18 protein-coding genes are annotated in these 18,548 nt (G+C 48.0%); 14 read left to right on the top strand and 4 right to left on the bottom strand.

Annotation, left to right across the window (positions count from 1 at the left end; genetic code table 11):
• Positions 1–38: 38 nt before the first annotated feature.
• A complete protein-coding gene (locus tag ABD014_RS21925) occupies positions 39–1,244 on the bottom strand; it encodes an AGE family epimerase/isomerase (RefSeq protein ID WP_343864889.1) in 1,206 nt (401 codons plus the stop codon).
• A gap of 846 nt (positions 1,245–2,090) precedes the next feature.
• Between ABD014_RS21925 and lepA the strand changes: the two genes are divergently transcribed.
• From lepA to dnaJ, 7 genes are all read left to right on the top strand, one after another.
• Entirely contained in the window at positions 2,091–3,908 is a 1,818-nt protein-coding gene (gene lepA / locus ABD014_RS21920) for a translation elongation factor 4 (protein ID WP_343864887.1), read from the top strand.
• A 217-nt stretch (positions 3,909–4,125) separates the two neighbouring features.
• On the top strand, positions 4,126–5,316 hold the full coding sequence (gene hemW / locus ABD014_RS21915; RefSeq protein ID WP_343864961.1) for a radical SAM family heme chaperone HemW: 1,191 nt from the start codon (positions 4,126–4,128) through the stop codon (positions 5,314–5,316).
• Between the two features lie 186 nt (positions 5,317–5,502).
• Positions 5,503–5,970 (top strand): N-acetyltransferase, encoded by a 468-nt coding sequence (locus tag ABD014_RS21910; RefSeq protein ID WP_343864885.1) that lies wholly within the window; start codon positions 5,503–5,505, stop codon positions 5,968–5,970.
• Between the two features lie 106 nt (positions 5,971–6,076).
• On the top strand, positions 6,077–7,114 hold the full coding sequence (gene hrcA / locus ABD014_RS21905; protein ID WP_343864883.1) for a heat-inducible transcriptional repressor HrcA: 1,038 nt from the start codon (positions 6,077–6,079) through the stop codon (positions 7,112–7,114).
• A gap of 32 nt (positions 7,115–7,146) precedes the next feature.
• Positions 7,147–7,749 (top strand): nucleotide exchange factor GrpE, encoded by a 603-nt coding sequence (gene grpE / locus ABD014_RS21900; RefSeq protein ID WP_343864881.1) that lies wholly within the window; start codon positions 7,147–7,149, stop codon positions 7,747–7,749.
• Positions 7,750–7,841: 92 nt separating this feature from the next.
• Positions 7,842–9,677, top strand: coding sequence for a molecular chaperone DnaK (gene dnaK / locus ABD014_RS21895; protein ID WP_343864879.1), 1,836 nt, complete (start codon positions 7,842–7,844; stop codon positions 9,675–9,677).
• A gap of 160 nt (positions 9,678–9,837) precedes the next feature.
• On the top strand, positions 9,838–10,956 hold the full coding sequence (dnaJ, locus tag ABD014_RS21890; protein WP_343864876.1) for a molecular chaperone DnaJ: 1,119 nt from the start codon (positions 9,838–9,840) through the stop codon (positions 10,954–10,956).
• Positions 10,957–11,054: 98 nt separating this feature from the next.
• Here dnaJ and ABD014_RS21885 read toward each other — a convergent pair whose 3' ends face one another.
• Both ABD014_RS21885 and ABD014_RS21880 read right to left on the bottom strand, forming a co-directional pair.
• Entirely contained in the window at positions 11,055–11,342 is a 288-nt protein-coding gene (locus ABD014_RS21885) for a YxcD family protein (protein WP_343864960.1), read from the bottom strand.
• Positions 11,343–11,346: 4 nt separating this feature from the next.
• Positions 11,347–11,802 carry a hypothetical protein gene (locus tag ABD014_RS21880; protein WP_343864874.1) on the bottom strand — a complete coding sequence of 152 codons (456 nt, stop codon included), beginning with the start codon at positions 11,800–11,802 and terminating at the stop codon, positions 11,347–11,349.
• 375 nt (positions 11,803–12,177) lie between these two features.
• Between ABD014_RS21880 and ABD014_RS21875 the strand changes: the two genes are divergently transcribed.
• The 7 genes from ABD014_RS21875 to ABD014_RS21845 all read left to right on the top strand — a co-directional run bounded on the left by ABD014_RS21875 (position 12,178) and on the right by ABD014_RS21845 (position 17,434).
• Positions 12,178–12,540 (top strand): hypothetical protein, encoded by a 363-nt coding sequence (locus ABD014_RS21875; RefSeq protein ID WP_343864959.1) that lies wholly within the window; start codon positions 12,178–12,180, stop codon positions 12,538–12,540.
• A 70-nt stretch (positions 12,541–12,610) separates the two neighbouring features.
• Positions 12,611–12,790, top strand: a complete 180-nt coding sequence (locus ABD014_RS21870) for a YfhD family protein (protein WP_343864872.1) — start codon at positions 12,611–12,613, stop codon at positions 12,788–12,790.
• Positions 12,791–12,899: 109 nt separating this feature from the next.
• A complete protein-coding gene (gene prmA / locus ABD014_RS21865) occupies positions 12,900–13,868 on the top strand; it encodes a 50S ribosomal protein L11 methyltransferase (RefSeq protein WP_343864870.1) in 969 nt (322 codons plus the stop codon).
• 4 nt (positions 13,869–13,872) lie between these two features.
• Complete coding sequence (locus ABD014_RS21860; protein WP_343864868.1) at positions 13,873–14,565, top strand: site-2 protease family protein; 693 nt, start codon at positions 13,873–13,875, stop codon at positions 14,563–14,565.
• Positions 14,566–14,751: 186 nt separating this feature from the next.
• On the top strand, positions 14,752–15,516 hold the full coding sequence (locus ABD014_RS21855; RefSeq protein WP_343864867.1) for a 16S rRNA (uracil(1498)-N(3))-methyltransferase: 765 nt from the start codon (positions 14,752–14,754) through the stop codon (positions 15,514–15,516).
• A gap of 2 nt (positions 15,517–15,518) precedes the next feature.
• Positions 15,519–16,859: a tRNA (N(6)-L-threonylcarbamoyladenosine(37)-C(2))-methylthiotransferase MtaB gene (gene mtaB, locus ABD014_RS21850; RefSeq protein ID WP_343864866.1), complete on the top strand. Its 1,341-nt coding sequence runs from the start codon at positions 15,519–15,521 to the stop codon at positions 16,857–16,859.
• A 140-nt stretch (positions 16,860–16,999) separates the two neighbouring features.
• Positions 17,000–17,434, top strand: coding sequence for an NUDIX hydrolase (locus tag ABD014_RS21845; protein ID WP_343864864.1), 435 nt, complete (start codon positions 17,000–17,002; stop codon positions 17,432–17,434).
• 10 nt (positions 17,435–17,444) lie between these two features.
• On the opposite strand, the gene ABD014_RS21840 is transcribed toward ABD014_RS21845, so the two are convergent.
• Positions 17,445–18,422 (bottom strand): Na/Pi cotransporter family protein, encoded by a 978-nt coding sequence (locus tag ABD014_RS21840; RefSeq protein WP_343864862.1) that lies wholly within the window; start codon positions 18,420–18,422, stop codon positions 17,445–17,447.
• Positions 18,423–18,548: the final 126 nt, after the last annotated feature.

Below are 18,548 nucleotides of genomic sequence, written 5' to 3'. Positions count from 1 at the left end.
TGAAATCCAATTTGAACTTATGAGATGTATGTGCAGAGTTAATTTAGTACTTGATGCTTCAGTCGCTCTAACATCTCCAGACATGCCCTGCTATTATGGTAGGGGCATTTCCACGCGCTGACCTTAGGTCCACGGGGGAGAGGAGATCCATCTGAGCTAACTCCCCAATACCACTCACCATAGGTGCGATCAATAAGGTAATTCTGAATGAAATTCCAGGAACGCAGCGCCGCTTGCTCGAATTTCTGCTCTCCGCTTAATTGATAGGCGTTGAAGAATCCAACCATCGCTTCAGCCTGCGGCCACCAATCCTTGTTCGTGTCAATCAGTCCGTTCGGATTCGCCTCGTTCCAGATCCCTCCGTCATCGTCCACGCCTGTCTCTAGCACGGTATCGGCCATGGCGACAGCGGTCTGATGGACCTCTTTTAACAGTTCGTGGTCTCCCAGTACTTCCGCTGCCTCAACAAGCAGCCAGCTCCCCTCGATATCGTGGCCGTAGGAGATATGATTGCCCTTAACGTTCCAGCTCTCACCGAAGAAAAGATTGAAACGCGCTTGATGCGAATCGATAATATGGTGCATTGTGACCTGTATAAGTTCGGTCAAGCTCACAGTAAGCTCAGGCGATGGCCATGTTCTATACAGATTGGTGTAGGCCTCCAGGATGTGAAGATGGGTATTCATCGACTTCTTCTCATTCAAATCTTTGTGACTAAGACTCAGGTGATCTGTCTCTTTCCAATCACGGGACAGAGCTTCGACATAACCCTTGTATACGCTGTCATAACTGTGCTTCTCCAAGAGATGATAGGTGGCGATAGATAAGTCCAGAGCGGATTGATGCTTCGTTGCCAAATAGTATTCGGACAAGGCGTATATGGCAAAGGCTTGCCCGTAGATCTGCTTCTTATCGTTACTGGGACGGCCCTGATAGTCGACCATCCAGAAGAACCCGCTATAATCCGGGTCAAGGAAATATTCACTCAAATATTGATAGGCTCTATCTGCTATTTCTAGGTAACGTGGGACCTGCAGAGTACGGTATGCTGCAGCGAAAGTCCACAGGATACGCGTATTCAAGACAAGCCCTTTGTCAGCTTCAGGGATTAGCTTCATAGGCTGTTCAATAGCGCCGTAGAAGCCCCCATTAACATAATCGATGCTATGCTCGCTCCAAAATTTCAGGATGTTGTCTTGCAGTTCTTGCTGCAATTCCTTGCTCCACTGTTCAAAGCTGATCATTCATAACACCACCTTTGTAAGATTCTCGATCTCTAGGGCGTTTTAGGCAAATAAAGCAGAATTGTTTGTTAGATAAAAATGCTCGTAAAATAGCATTTGTTATCATTTGTTATATTAATATATAACAAAATAAATACCTTACACCTAATATAAAACGACTCCCTGCTTATTTCAATAGTAATTCTCGGACCCGGCTGCAAATGTTTGTTAGCATCCCACGGATATAGAAAAACCGCCGAGATCGTGGCGGTCAGGTAGCTAAAAAAGCTTGTTTAAAGTTTTTTCAGTTTTCTAACGAAACTGCAGAGCGTTATTTCCTCAAAAATAGCGGCTAAATAAATCTAACGAACCTACAGATCGTTATTTAGGAGAAAAACTGGTTTTAAGCCCCTCAATCGTCGGAATAACGATACCCAGTTTCGTTAAAAGTATTTAGTAATCTTTTTAGCCAAAATAGCGATACCCAGTTTCGTTGGAGTTGGCTTTGATAATCTGCCCAATATTCCTTGGCAGGAAAGGCCACACAATACGGTTGGTCCCGTATGAAGACATCAGGAAAACCCGATTGTATCTCAAGGTGTGGCTGGTATTTCTAATAGTGCGGTCATACCTTTCGCTGGACGATTTCTCGGATGATGCAACTGATACTTATGTTGCTGTAGCGTATACAACGGATCAGGAAATTGTCGACTATGCGGTCAATACTCATGAAGATACCGCGGATGATGCTGAAATCGGTAGGTTATTATATAAATGCAGCTTTTACAATTGCCTAATTGCTGTCCGTCCTTGCAACTGATATAATGAATTGATTGTACTCAAAAGGATTTTGTGGTGGGGGTAAGGATGACAGATATTAAGCTTCGACAACAAAAAATTCGTAATTTCAGTATCATTGCACATATAGACCATGGGAAATCGACATTAGCTGACCGGATTCTCGAATATACCGGTGCGCTCACTTCCCGCGAAATGCAGGAGCAGGTGCTCGATAAAATGGATCTGGAACGGGAACGCGGCATCACGATTAAGCTGCAAGCAGTTCGGCTGTCCTATAAGGCCGATGATGGTGAGGAATATATCCTTAATCTGATTGACACCCCGGGACATGTGGACTTTACGTATGAAGTATCGCGCAGCCTCGCGGCTTGTGAGGGAGCTCTGCTTGTCGTGGATGCGGCGCAGGGAATTGAAGCGCAGACGCTCGCTAACGTGTATTTAGCTCTTGATAATGATCTGGAGATACTTCCAGTCATCAACAAGATTGACCTGCCAAGTGCGGACCCGGAACGTGTGAAGGAAGAGATTGAAGAAGTGATCGGGCTCGACGCTAGCGAGGCGGTTCATGCTTCTGCAAAAGCGGGCATCGGGATCAAGGAAATTCTAGAGCAGGTCGTACAGAAGGTGCCAGCGCCGACAGGCGATCCGGATCAGCCGCTGAAGGCGCTGATTTTTGACTCGCACTACGACCCGTACAAGGGTGTTATCGTCTATGTTCGGGTCGTTGACGGGCAGATTAAGGCCGGATCCAAGATTAAGATGATGGCTACCGACAAAGTGTTTGAAGTTATTGAAGTAGGAGCCTTCAAACCGCGTATGACCATTGTCGATGAATTGAATGTTGGCGATGTTGGATTTATTGTCGCCGGGATCAAGCATGTCGGAGATACTCGGGTCGGCGATACAGTAACAGATGCCAAGAATCCTACTCCGGAGCCACTGCCAGGTTATCGCAAGATCAATCCGATGGTGTTCTGCGGTCTCTATCCGATCGAATCTTCGGATTATAACGATCTTCGTGAGGCATTGGAGAAGTTGCAGTTGAACGATGCATCGCTTAGCTTCGAACCAGAGACTTCAAGCGCTCTCGGCTTCGGCTTCCGTTGCGGATTCCTCGGTTTGCTTCATATGGATGTTATCCAGGAACGAATCGAACGTGAATTCAACATTCCGTTGATTACGACGGCACCGAGCGTTATCTATCATATCACGCTGACTAATGGCGAGATGATCACGATCGACAACCCGTCTAACTATCCGGAGATCGGCAAGATTGAATATGTAGAAGAGCCTTACGTCAAAGCAGCGATCATCGTACCTAATGATTTTGTGGGTACCGTAATGGAGCTCTGCCAGACCAAGCGCGGTGAATTCGTCAATATGGAGTATCTCGATACGACCCGTGTGACGATTACGTACCAGATCCCGCTCTCAGAGATCGTATACGATTTCTTCGATCAATTGAAATCGAGTACGAAAGGCTACGCCTCCTTCGATTACGAAATTTCCGGCTACCGCAAATCCAATCTGGTTAAGATGGATATTCTGCTTAATGGCGAGCAGGTCGATGCGCTCTCCTTCATCGTTCACCGTGAGAAGGCGTATCACCGCGGCCGGGTCATCTGTGAGAAGCTGCGCGAGCTGATTCCACGTCAGATGTTCGAGGTGCCGATCCAGGCTTCAGTCGGGACGAAGATTATCGCCCGGGAGACTGTTAAGGCGATGCGTAAGAATGTGCTTGCCAAGTGTTACGGCGGCGACATCTCGCGGAAGCGGAAGCTGCTCGAGAAGCAGAAGGAAGGCAAGAAGCGGATGAAGCAGGTCGGCAGTGTTGAAGTGCCGCAGGAAGCATTTATGGCTGTACTCAAAATTGATGATAAATAGAAGAGATCTTCAATAGGGGGAAGCCTTCGGGCTTTCCTTTTGACTTTTGGTGAGTATAAAGAGTGAGTTCAAAAAGTGCGATTTTCAGCACCCTTTGCATCGCGGTCGCTCATCCCTGAATTGCCTCGATCAGGTTTTCTTAAAAAGTGGACTTTTTGAACTATATATTAAAGGAGGCATTGCCGTGAACCATATGATAAATAATGAAGGACAGGGAATGCCTGAACAGGAGATTGAAGTGAAGTCATCCGCTCCGAAGGCGGTTTATATTCATATTCCCTTCTGCACCAATAAATGCTTCTACTGCGATTTCAATTCGTATGTGCTGAAGGACCAACCGGTTATGGACTATTTGCGGGCATTGGACCATGAAATAGAGCTTACGGTCAGCCAAACACCTCCGGGGGAAATTCGCAGCATCTTTGTTGGCGGAGGTACACCTACCGTATTAAACCCACAGGAGATGGAGTTCTTTCTCGCTTCTGTGCGCAAGCATTTTCCTAACTTTACTACGGATATCGAGTTCTCGATGGAAGCCAATCCAGGGACGACCGATCTGGAGAAGCTGAAGGTGATGCGTGAAGGGGGTGTGAATCGGGTCAGCTTCGGGGTTCAGGCATTCCAGAATGAGCTATTGTCCGGGATTGGTCGTATTCACAATACTGATGATGTGTACCGCAGCATAGAGAATGCCCATAAGGCCGGACTGCATAATCTCTCGATCGATCTGATGTTCGGTCTGCCGAATCAGACCGTGGAGATGCTTGATTACAGTGTGCAAAAAGCGCTTGAGCTTGGTCTGCCGCATTACTCGATCTACAGCCTGAAGGTAGAAGAGAATACGCTGTTCCATACGCTGTATCAGAAGAATCAACTTCCTCTTCCAGATGAAGAGGCTGAACTGAAGATGTATTTATTGCTGATGGAGCGGATGAAGGAAGCTGGATATAAGCAGTATGAGATTAGCAATTTTGCCAAGCCGGGCTATGAGAGCCGTCACAACATTACCTATTGGCGAAATGAGGATTACTACGGCTTTGGGGCCGGAGCACATGGATATGTAGGTCGTCAGCGTCATATCAACATTAAGGGAGTTAACCCTTACGTAGAAGCAGCGAATACGCGGCTCCCACGCCTGGATCAATTTACGGTTCCTCGTGAGGAAGCGATGGAGGACTTCATGATGGTTGGTCTGCGTATGCTGGATGGAATTCGAGATGCAGATTTTGAGGCCCAATTTGCAGTGAAGCTTGAGGATATGTTCGGCAGTCATTTGCGCAAGATGGTGGAATCCGGATTGCTTGAGCGTCATGAGGACGAGGGCGGATATCGGCTTAGTGAGAAAGGGATTTTGTTCGGTAATGAGGTGTTTGCTGAATTTATCGACACACTCACGGAACCTAAATAAATATTAGCTCAAATTAAGAACAAAGGTGTCGCTATTTTGGCGATTTCCTTTGTTCTTTCATTATATAAGGGCCTGTTGCTTAGATCCCACAGAATAGAACGAATTTTCCCTCTTGAAGTTTTATACGACATCATGTATATTTATTCGTATTAAATATTGGAAATTGGGATTTGAGGGGGAGAATCTATGCCAGCCGTTGCGGTAAGCAGAAGAGCAACACTTGAGGATGTAGAGCAATTATACTTACTGATTGATGATTATGCACGCAAAGGAATTATGCTGCCGCGCTCCCGTAAAGTGCTGGAACGGCTGATCAATGATTTCGTAGTAACCGAGGTGGATGGGGTAGTCGTTGGCTGTGGATCGCTCTGTAAGTTAGGCGACGAACTGGTGGAGATTCGTTCGCTTGGTATCGCCGAAGGTTATAAGGGCCAGGGGCTTGGATCGATGCTTGTCAAGCAATTGGTAGAAGAGGCGAGAGTGCAGGGTATACCGAAGGTTATGGCGCTGACTTATGAGGTTTCCTTCTTTCTGAAGAATGGCTTTGACGTTGTAGAGAAAGATATCTTCCCAGAGAAGGTATGGACGGATTGCGTGAATTGTTCCAAGCAGAATGCTTGCGATGAAATAGCAGTGCTCAAGATACTGGACTGACTTGACAATCGTCAGGTTGGTTTGGTATTTTTGTAATAGGGTTTAGCACTCGACTCCATCGAGTGCTAACGACCTGATCAAAATCTTGGATCTAGGAGGGATTTCCATGTTGACGGAACGCCAGAGAATGATTTTGAATGCTATAGTAGATGACTATATTCGCTCGGCGGAACCAGTGGGGTCCCGAAGCATCTCCAAACGTGGCGATGTCGGGTACAGTCCCGCTACGATCCGTAACGAGATGGCAGATCTTGAGGAGCTTGGTTTTCTTGAGCAGCCGCATACCTCGGCCGGACGCATTCCGTCTCATAAGGGGTATCGGTATTATGTGGACCACTTGTCCCCATTAAATTTGCTTGCTCCTGAAGAAGTGGCTACAATGAAAATGTTCTTTGCGGAAAAACTAAATGCACTTGAACAGGTTGTCCAGCATGCCGGAACGATCCTTTCCCATATGACGAATTACACTTCCATCCTGCTTGGGCCGGAAGTTTTTCATACGTCTTTGCGGCATTTCCAATTGCTCCCGCTGTCCGATAATACGGCGGTGGCGATTATTGTGACGAACACCGGACAGGTGGAGAACAAGACAGTTACGATCCCAGCCGGCGTCTCAATCGCGGAGATGGAGAAGGTCGTCAATTTGCTGAATCACAAATTGACAGGAGTTCCAATCTATAAGTTGAAATCCGCTCTGTACAATGAGCTTGGCCAGGAAATGCAGCGCTATGTGACGCATTTTGAAGAGTTGACGAAGGTGCTTGATGAAGCCTTCGACAATGGACAGGATGGTCAACGTCTCTTCCTTAGCGGAGCTACGAACATGCTGACTCAACCGGAGTTCCGGGATGTTGACAAAATCAAAGGCATCCTTGATCTGTTCGAGGAGACGCCGACATTAATGAAGATGTTGGCCTCTGCTTCTGCAGGCACGGGAATTCAAGTGCGCATCGGTTCCGAGATTAATCATGATGTCTTTGTCAATTGCAGTTTGATTACTGCAACCTATGCGATCGAAGGCGAATCTGTTGGAACAATTGGTATTTTGGGACCCACCCGGATGGATTACGCTCGGGTGATACCGATTTTGGATATATTGTCCAAGAATTTGACCCAGTTCTTTACCAAGAAGCATGACAAGTAACTATTAGCGATGAAAGTCAAGGAGGTGACATCTTGAAGGAACAACAGCCTGTTCAAGATACAATCAATCAAGAGGAAGAATTGAATCATGGCATGGATGTGGATCAAGGTCAAAGTCATGAGGCGGAGGAGCAGATGGCTCCAGAGGCCGAAGCGGCGTCGACCAATGCCTCGGATAATAAGGCAAACGAAGAGCTTGATAAACTTCAGGCTGAACTGGAAGAGCAGCAGCAGCGGCTCTTGCGCGTTCAGGCTGATTATGATAATTTCCGCCGTCGTACGGTGAAGGAGAAGGAAGATCTGGCGAAATATGCTTCAGCCAAGCTGATCTCCGAGCTTCTTCCTGTTATCGATAACTTCGAGAGAGCTCTGGGAACGGTAAGTGACAATGAAGAAGTTGTCGCATATTCCAAAGGTGTTGAGATGATAATCCGCCAATTTGAGAACGTACTCCAGGCCGAAGGCTTGAAGAAGATGGAGGCTGTCGGAGAAGCGTTCAATCCTGAATTCCATCAGGCCATCATGCAGGTGGAATCGGATGAATACGAAGAAGGCATCGTCGTTGAGGAAGTTCAGAGCGGATATCTGCTCAAGGATAAAGTGCTGCGCCCAGCTATGGTTAAGGTTAGCGGCTAAGCCCATCGGCAACGCATTCTGGCGGCTAGAATTGGGCTGCTAAATTTGAAAATCTGAATTTACGATACGAACTATTTAAGGAGGATATCCACATGAGTAAAGTTATTGGTATTGACCTTGGTACAACAAACTCCTGCGTAGCAGTTATGGAAGGCGGCGAAGCCGTTGTTATTCCTAACCCAGAAGGTGCGCGTACAACCCCTTCCGTAGTAGGCTTCAAGAAGGATGGCGAACGGATCGTCGGCGAGACTGCAAAACGTCAAGCCATCACAAATCCGGATCGTACGATTAATTCTATAAAAAGACATATGGGTTCGAACCATAAAGAAAACATTGATGGTAAGGACTACACTCCACAAGAGATCTCGGCCATCATCCTGCAGAAGCTGAAATCCGATGCTGAGGCTTATCTAGGACAAACGGTAACCCAAGCAGTTATCACGGTTCCTGCTTATTTTAATGATAGCCAGCGTCAAGCGACTAAGGATGCCGGTAAAATTGCTGGTCTTGAAGTGCTACGTATCGTCAACGAGCCTACAGCAGCTGCGCTTGCTTATGGTATGGAAAAAGCAGAAGATCATACGATCCTCGTCTATGACCTGGGCGGCGGTACGTTTGACGTATCCATCCTTGAGCTTGGTGACGGCTTCTTCGAAGTTAAAGCGACAAGCGGTGACAACAACTTGGGCGGCGATGACTTTGACCAAGCGATCATCGACTATCTGGTTGCTGAATTCAAGAAGGATCAAGGCATCGACTTGAGCAAGGACAAAGCAGCAGTACAACGTTTGAAAGATGCTGCGGAGAAAGCAAAGAAGGAATTGTCCGGCGTACTTACTACAACAATCTCCCTGCCGTTCATCACTGTCGTTGATGGCGTGCCTCAACACTTGGAGTTGAACCTGACTCGTGCTAAGTTCGAAGAATTGACTGAAGATCTTGTTGAACGTACGATGGGCCCAACTCGCCGTGCGCTGAGCGATGCAGGTTTAACTCCTGCGGATCTCGACAAGGTTGTTCTTGTTGGTGGATCCACTCGTATTCCTGCGGTACAGGAAGCCATCAAGAAAGTAACTGGCAAAGAGCCTCATAAAGGCGTTAACCCGGATGAAGTAGTTGCCCTCGGTGCTGCGGTTCAAGCTGGTGTACTGACTGGTGACGTGAAAGACGTTGTATTGCTTGACGTTACTCCGCTGTCCCTCGGTATTGAGACAGCTGGCGGGGTATTTACGAAGATGATCGAGCGTAACACGACGATCCCAACAAGTAAATCCCAAGTATTCTCAACTTATGCGGATAACCAGCCGAGCGTAGAAATTCACGTTCTTCAAGGGGAACGCGAGATGGCAGCTGGCAACAAGACGCTGGGACGCTTCATGCTGGGCGACATTCCTCTCGCTCCACGCGGTGTACCACAAATCGAGGTTAGCTTCGACATCGATGCCAACGGTATCGTTAATGTATCCGCAACAGATAAAGGAACTGGCAAGAGCCAGAAGATTACGATCACTTCCTCCAGCGGCTTGAATGATGAAGAAATCGATCGTATGATGAAAGATGCCGAGCTGCATGCGGAAGAAGACAAGAAGCGCAAAGAGCTGGTTGAAGCCAAGAACGCGGCTGACCAATTGATCTACAGCGTTGACAAGACCATTAAAGAGCTTGGCGATAAGGTAGATGCTGGTGAGAAGGAAAAAGCCGACGCAGCCAAAGAAGAGCTGAAAAAAGCAGTTGAAAGCGATGATGTAGATACTATCAAAGCTGCTACCGAAAAATTGACAGAAATCGTTCAACAGCTGTCCGTGAAGCTGTATGAGCAAGCACAGGCGCAAGCAGGTGCAGATGCTGATGCAGGGCAAGCTGGCGGTGCGAAGAAGGATAATGTCGTAGATGCAGACTACGAAGTCGTGGACGACGATAAGCAATAAGAATCATGCCTGCTCATAGGTCAATTTTGATATGAAATAGGCTTTGGTGAATGGGAAGGTCAAAGTGTCGGGCATTTGACGCGCTTTGACTTTCCTTTTGCCGGATTAAGGGAAGGATTTACTTTCGGCACGCCAATCAAGCGATAACGGGGGTGGAAGGATGGCTGAGAAGCGAGATTATTATGAAGTGCTTGGTGTGTCCAAGAGCGCCAATGATGATGAGATCAAGAAAGCATATCGCAAGCTGGCACGCCAATATCATCCGGACGTGAACAAGGCGAGCGATGCAGAGGATAAATTTAAAGAGGTCAAAGAAGCCTACGATGTTCTGAGTGATAGCGGTAAACGGGCTCGTTATGACCAATACGGACATGTCGATCCGAACCAGGGAATGGGCGGAGGCTTCCAAGGTGGCGACTTCGGTGGCTTTGGCGATATCTTCGATATGTTCTTCGGTGGCGGTGGCCGCCGTGACCCGAACGCGCCGCAGCGAGGAAATGATCTGCAGTATAATCTGACGATTGAGTTCAAGGAAGCTGTCTTCGGCAAGGAGATGGACATACGCATTCCTAGAACGGAGAGCTGTGACACTTGCTTTGGCTCCGGGGCTAAACCGGGGACTAAGCCAGAGACTTGCTCCGTCTGTCATGGCAGCGGTCAGCAGGAAGTGGTGCAGAACACGCCGTTTGGCCGTATGGTTAATCGTCGTGCATGTAGCAATTGCGGCGGCAAGGGCAAGATCATTAAGGAGAAATGCTCAACCTGTGGCGGCAACGGGCAAGTGAAGAAGCAGCGCAAGATCCATATCCGTATCCCTGCTGGGGTGGATGATGGTGCGCAAATGCGCATGGCCGGTGAAGGAGAAGGCGGACTTCGTGGAGGCCCTTCCGGAGATTTGTATATTATCATTAATGTGAAATCGCATGATTTCTTCGAGCGTGAAGGCGACGATATTTATTGTGAAGTACCGCTTACTTTTGCTCAGGCAGCACTCGGTGATGAGATCGAGATTCCGACGTTGAGCGAGAAAGTGAAGCTGAAGATACCTGCCGGTACGCAAACAGGGACCTTTTTCCGTCTTAAGGGCAAGGGTGTTCCTAGATTGCGTGGAGTCGGTCAGGGCGATCAGCATGTTAAAGTGGTGGTCATTACTCCAAGCAAGCTGAATGAGGAACAGAAGGATTTGCTGCGTCAATTCGCATCTCTTAGCGGAGAGCAGACGCACGAGAATGAGCAGTCCTTCTTTGACCGCATGAAGAAGGCATTTCGTGGAGACTGATCTTTTCATCTAAAAATATTATTTTTTATTTATCATGTATCCAAATAAAGACATACAAAAAAGCACTAAGGTCGTCTTAGTGCTTTTTGTATTTAGCCTTAATACGTAGATTCCTGGATCATCGCTGTAATCTCTTCATCCAGGTCCAGCTTAATATCATCACGGAAAGCGCGAATTCCATATTCACGATATACATATTGCATGATCGCCTCGATAATATTCAACTCGACGATATATCGGCTGCGGCCGTTCACCCAAATCTCCCCGGTATATCCGTATTCCTCATCCCAGCTGAGTTCGACTTGAACGTCGGTGGGACGGACGCCGGTTCTTTCGGCGGTATGGAGGCAAATGGCATTGATAATTTCATCCATGCTGAGAACCATGTAATTAGTACCTTCCTCCACGATCGTAATCATTTGGTCCGCCGGGGTGTTGAGGCTTCTTCCTGAAGCGCTGGAATAAGGAGACCACAATCATAATAATGAAGTAGATAGCCAGAAGGTTAATCGCCATACCCAGCATGTTGCCGAGGAAGCCCATATTGCCGAATACGCCGCCAAATAGCATTCCGGCGAGGCCACCAACCATAAGACCTTTCATGAAGCTGCCGCCACTGAAAAATCCGCGATTGCTGTTCATGCCGTTTTTAGTGCCGGACATTTTACTATTGGTCGTCGTGTCTGACTTCTTATAATTATTGGTTGTTGTCTTTTTCGGTGTTGGCGAGTAAGTTCTTGGTCCTGATTTGAAGCCGCCACCGCGTCTTGCATCGACCGAGTCAGGACTAGTGAAGGCAATTAGCAACGTAAATGCCATCACAATCATCATCATTTTCTTCAACATGGTTAGTAGATACCCTCCTGTAATCTAGATATTAATGTAATACGTAAGACATGGACATGGGTTTCAAATTTTAAGAGGTAGTTCAAAAAGTCCAATTTTGATTCACGAAGTGAATTCAGGAAGCAATTTCGACATCGAATCTTGAATTCACCCGGGACCTCCGGTGCTCACGTACCCACTACGTACGCTCCGCTCCTCAATCCCTAGCTTCATCCAATCTTCTCGGTGCTGAAAACCGGCCTTTTTGAACACAAATTTTAATTAATATTTGCATAAAAAAGATACGTGAAATACATGATAAAACTTCAAGGAAACTGCATATATGCAGGATTCCTGATTTTGCCGGATCATCCGGAAGGAGAGGCAGGTAATGGTATGGGTGAGAAAAATATTTTGGCCTATTTCAAGAGTCCTGAAGAGGCAGAGGGCGTTGCTCGTAAATTGAATGCTATAAGGGCGCTTGATGTATCGGTCGATCGGTTCAGCCGCTACTCGGAACAGAACTCTGGTCTGTTTCAATCCTTAGCGGACCGTACAGGGGTGCCGGCGATGATGCATGGCTCTGATCTGGCCAACTCCAGTGGGGTGTTGTACGCCGCTGATCCCTCCCATAGCGGAATGAGCCACGGCGGGCAGGGAGGTCCTACAGGCCATGATATTCTGCTTACGGCCGTTGTGGATGAGAGCATGCACCATCAGGCGCTTCGTATTGTAGAGGAAGCCGGAGGTTTGATTTAACACAAGATGAGGGCTATAACTAAGCATGTCAGAAAAGCACATAAAAAATCACGAGAAGGAGAGATTGAATTTGAATCACTCGCAATCGGGTCACAATCATAGGAAAAGCCCTGCTGCCGCAGGAGCCGATGGTCATTACGAAGATGTTGAATTCTCCGAAGAGCAGGCCGATCAGGAAGATTGGGAAGCGTTGGAGCGGAGTGAACGGGCGGACGCTCGTATGCAGTATCGTAAGAAATTGAATCCATAACGTTTATAGAACACTTTCCGAAAAGCCGCGTACGCGGCTTTTTTGTCAACTTGCCACATTCTATAGTACAATAAATCTTATGCATGGATGCTAAGGAGGAAATCATACGATGATCTGGAAAGAACTTACTATACATACTACTGAGGAAGCTGTGGAAATGGTCTCTAATTTTCTGCATGAAGCCGGGGCCGGCGGCGTGACCATTGAGGAGCATGTTGACAACAGCAAACCTAGAGATACATCGCTTGGTCAATGGTTCGAGATTCCACCGAATGATATCCCTGAAGGTGAAGCGAAGATTAGTGGATACTTTGCACAGGGCTCTGATATGGATGAGGTTATAGAGCAAGTGAAAGAACGTACGGAAGAGCTTCGTGCTTTCAATATTGATCCAGGCAAGGCCGAAATTACAGTCAGAGATGTACATGAGGATGATTGGGCGAATAACTGGAAGCAGTATTTCAAGCCGCTGCGCGTGTCGGAGAAGTTGACGATTAAACCGACCTGGGAAGATTATGAGCCACAATCTGCAGATGAGAAGATTATTGAACTTGATCCTGGAATGGCCTTTGGAACAGGCACACATCCAACCACATCACTGTGCTTGCGCACCTTGGAAGGAGTTATCCAGGAAGGGGACGAGGTTATTGATGTTGGAACAGGTTCTGGTATTCTAGCGATTGGTGCTTGCCAGTTAGGGGCTTCCCGAGTGCTTGCATTAGACCTTGATCCCATTGCAGTCACTAGTGCGATGGAGAATACGAAGCTGAATCAGTTTGAGGACCGCATTCAAGTCGTCGAGAGTGATCTGCTCTCAGTTCTGAAGCAGGGAGAACAGTTCAAGCTGGACGTTAAGCTGCCAGTCCGTGTTGTGGTTGCGAATATTTTGGCAGAGATTATACTGCTCTTCATTGAGGACGTATACGAAGCCCTGCAGCCAGGCGGCTATTATATTGCATCGGGGATTTACAAGAACAAAGAGCAAATTGTACAGGAGGCGCTCGTAACGGCTGGATTCGACATTGAGAAAACGGCGCGGGAAGAAGACTGGGTCGCATTTGTCGCGAGAAAGAGGTAGATTTATGGATTTTTTGAATCAGATTTTACGTGTTCCGTTAGACCAGCTTCCTTTTTTTCTCATCACTTTATTAATTGCGTTTACGGTACATGAATTTTCACATGCTTATTTTGCCAATAAATTCGGTGATCCTACGGCAAAATTGCTGGGTAGGGTCACCTTGAATCCTGCGGTGCATTTCGACCTGTTGGGAATTATTTTACTCCTGATCGCTGGATTCGGCTGGGCAAGACCGGTTCCTGTCAATCGGGACAATTTCAGCAAGCCGCGTATGATGGGGGTTGTCGTCTCGATCGCTGGCCCGCTTAGCAATTTGCTGCTCGGGATTCTCGGTGCGTTTATTTACGTGGTGCTGCTTCGATTCGGGGTTATCCCTCATCTGTTAATGGACGGGAATAGTAAAATTTCGATCGCTCTTCATACTTTCTTCGGAATGTTCATCTATATGAACTTCTTCCTGTTCTTGTTCAATCTGATTCCACTGCCTCCGCTGGATGGCTATCGTATCCTGGAGGATATAGTGCCACGCCGGATGCTAGGCAAGCTGCAGCAGTTTGAGAGTTGGTCTATTATTATCTTTTTAGTTATACTTGTTGTGCCATTCATGCAGCGTTACACGATCGCACCTCTCTATAATTTGGCGTATTCGTGGTCGGGGAATATTATATCTTTCTTCAATATGCTCTTCTATAGGTAATAGAGGTGGATCAAAAAGTCCACTTCTGATCGCGAGGTCAAGCATGAAGTGGACTCGATATCGAACTAATCGTGCGCTGGAGGGCTTCAAATAGACTGGAAAGCTTGTATCAAAAGTTGTATGATGGACAATGGTAATTTGAAGAGGTTTATTGACCATGCATATTAAGCTGAGGAATGATAAGGAATGCAGCGTTATTTCATTGAGTCTGAGCAGTTCGGAGAGCAGCAGGTCGTTATCACTGGCGACGATGCCCGGCACATCGGGAAGGTAATGCGCTCCAAGCCTGGAGACGAATTCATCGTTAGCGATGGAGTATCCCGGGAAGCGCTGGTTAAGATCATCTCGATTGAACCAGGCGAGGTTGAAGCTGAGATCGTTAGCCAGCTTGAACCTACTGGAGAGCCTTGGCTTCAAGTAACAATTGCTCAGAGTTTGCCGAAGGGCGACAAGATGGAGACCGTGATTCAGAAATGCACTGAGATTGGTGCGGCGGCTTTTCTGCCGTTTATTTCGGAGCGCACGGTGGTCCAATATGATATGAAGAAGGAAGAGAAGCGTATTCAGCGCTGGCGCAAAATCGCGAAGGAGGCCGCAGAACAGGCCCATCGCAGTAAAATTCCTGCCGTTGTGGCACCTGTCTCGTGGCGGGAATTAATCGCAGCTTTCGCAGATTTTGACCTGGTATGCTTGTGTTACGAGCAAGAGAATGGTCAGGGGCTGCGCGATGCACTGCGGCCTTTTGTCGCGGGGCTTGAGACAGAGAAAACTTATAGAATAGCAGTTGTAGTCGGGCCGGAAGGCGGCTTCTCGGAGGCTGAGGTGACGGCGGCTGTTGAAGCAGGCGCGGTATCCATCGGCCTTGGACGGCGTATACTGCGGACGGAGACGGCGGCGATGGCCGCCCTGACTTGCATCATGTATGAATCTGGAGAAATGGGAGGAGCTTGAGAATGCCATCCGTTGCATTTTATACCTTGGGTTGCAAAGTGAACTTTTACGATACAGAAGCGATCTGGCAAATGTTCAAAAATGAGGGTTACGAGCAAGTTGATTTTGAACAGACTGCGGACGTGTATCTTATTAATACTTGTACTGTTACTAATACGGGTGACAAGAAGAGCAGACAGATTATTCGGCGTGCCGTACGGCGCAATCCGAACGCAATCATCGCGGTCACCGGATGTTATGCCCAAACTTCTCCTGCAGAGATCATGGATATTCCTGGCGTCGATCTCGTGATCGGTAATCAAGACCGGGAAAAGATTATCCCTTATGTGAACCAGATCAGAGCACAGCGAGAACCAATCAATGCAGTACGCAATATTATGAAGACCCGTGAATTTGAGGAGCTTGATGTTCCGAGCTTCGCCGACCATACCCGGGCTTTTCTGAAAATCCAGGAGGGCTGTAACAATTTCTGCACCTTCTGCATTATCCCTTGGGCGCGCGGGTTATCGCGCAGCCGTGATCCGCAGAGCGTTATCAATCAGGCACGTCAGCTAGTCGCAGCCGGATATAATGAGATCGTATTAACCGGGATTCATACTGGCGGATATGGCGATGATCTGGAAGACTACAAGCTGCCTGATTTGCTGTGGGATCTGGATAAGATCGAGGGTCTTGGCCGGATTCGTATTAGTTCGATCGAAGCGAGTCAGATTGATGACCGAATGCTGGAGGTACTGGAAGGTTCCTCGAAGATGTGCCGTCATTTCCACATTCCAATTCAGGCTGGCAACGACGACGTATTGAAGCGGATGCGCCGCAAATATACAGTGGCAGAATTCGAACAGAAGATTCAGCGAATCCGCGAGTTTATGCCGGACGTAGCGATTACAACCGATGTTATCGTAGGTTTCCCTGGTGAGACAGAGGAAATGTTCCGCGACGGTTACGAAACCTTGAAGCGCATCGGCTTCTCGGAAATGCACGTATTTCCGTATTCCACTCGGACAGGCACACCGGCAGCAAAGATGGAAGATCAAGTTGATGAAGAGATCAAGCATGCCCGCGTACAGGAACTGATCGAATTGTCGGAGACAATGCAGCAAGCCTACGCCGAGAAATTTGTAGGTCAAGTTCTTGACGTCATTCCTGAACGGGATATGGAGGCTTTGGCTGTAGATGGCCATTTGACGGGGTTCGCCGATAATTATTTGCAAATCCGGTTCCCGGGGTCGCAGGAAATGATTGGCAAGATATGCCGGGTTAAGTTAACCAAGGCGGATGCCAACACTAGCGAAGGCTTATTGGTACGTGTCCTGGACGATTCGGTTCAAGCTCTAGCTTAATTTGTGCTTGTTCCATTTATAGTACATGAAGACAAGGATTTCTCCCTGTTTGGGCAGGGAAGAAATCCTTGTTGTTAATTTAGAGAGGGTTCATACAGTTCAATATTCTTCTGTGGAGTTGGAGTGAAGGAGGTTCAGTGATGCCATATAAACAGATATCCGCTGGGGGTGTCGTGTACAGAACGAACGGCGGACATTTGCAAATTCAGCTTATCACCGATCGATACGGCAAGTTGTCGTTCGCCAAGGGCAAGCGGGAAAGAGGCGAGACCGTGGAGCAGACGGCACTCCGAGAAATTCGTGAAGAGACCGGCATCATTGGCCGGATCACTCAGTTAATCGATATTATCGCATATACTTATTCCCACCCCACATGTGGACCCGTGGACAAAGAGGTTCATTATTACTTGGTCGAGAGCAAGGGCGGCGAGCTTCGCCCCCAGGTTGAGGAGATCCGTAGTGTCGCTTGGTATGATCCGCTGGATGCTTGGGAGAAGCAGCGAAGACAGGGCTACGACAACAATGATTTTATATTGGAAAAGGCATTAAAGCTGCTCGGTGTCACAGGGGGATAACACGTCCATATTATGCTTTATGGTCAAGTCTACTCCATAGCGGTAAGTAACAAAATGGTAGTGCAAGCAGGGAACTGATTACATTGAACAGGGTCTGAGAATGAGCGATTTGAACGGCGGCATCGTTAGTTACCCAGGAGACCGCTGTCTGCAGTAGAGATACGAAGGGCAGGAATAGTATAGCTCCAGCCAAGTTAAGGATAACGTGGGACAGGGCCACGAATTTACCTGACTTGGTGCCGCCGATGGAGGCGATCAAGGCAGTAGCACAGGTGCCTACGTTCGAGCCAATCACCATGGCGATCCCTAATGGAACAGGCAGGGCGCCGCTGGAGACGAGTCCCATTGTCATGGCAATCGCTGCCGCACTGCTATGGATCAGAGCTGTTACCGCAGCCCCTGCGAGCGCGCCCCATAGCAGGCTGTCCCCTGCGTGGTCTAGCAGACGATCGATAATGCCGTAAGCCTCAAGCTGTGGGCCGATCGATTGCATCCAACGTATAGCGATCATTATCAGGCTGAAGCCTGCCAGTGCCAGTGATCCATATTGAAGCGGGCGCAGGAAATGAAGCCTACGACTAGAGTATCCGCCAGGACTGTATTCCTCGCCCATCACCGCAGCTGCCCATAGCAGCAGAGATAGCGTCAGAAGAGGAAGCCCATAGCTGGAAATATCCAGAGCGATCAACTCGGTGGTTAGGCATGTGCCGATGTTACCGCCAAGGATGATGCCGAGCGTTCTGGCATAAGACAGCAGACCGGCGTTAACCAGCCCGATCGTCATTACGGTCATGGCTGTGCTGCTCTGGAGAACTGCGGTAATGAATGTGCTCGACAAGAGCCCAGCCCATGGCGTCTTCGTCGACGTGTGCAGTAGCTTGATCAGCCTTGGGCCGGCCCAGGCATGGAGCGCCGCTTCCATCAGCTTCATTCCGAATAGGAAGAGGGCGAGTCCTAGGGTGACTGGGAGTAAAAGATCATGTACCATCCGGCTTCCCCCTTTAGAGGTAGTTCAAAAAGTTCGCTTTTGATCCCGAAGTGAAATTCAGTAAGTGGTTCGACATCGAATCTTGAATTCAGCTTGGATCTCCGGTGCTCACGTACCCACTACGTA

The sequence above is a fragment of the Paenibacillus motobuensis genome (assembly GCF_039521865.1).
GTDB lineage: Bacteria > Bacillota > Bacilli > Paenibacillales > Paenibacillaceae > Fontibacillus > Fontibacillus motobuensis.
Note: the sequence above shows the minus strand (reverse complement) of the source record. Positions and strands in the feature narration are given on the sequence as shown.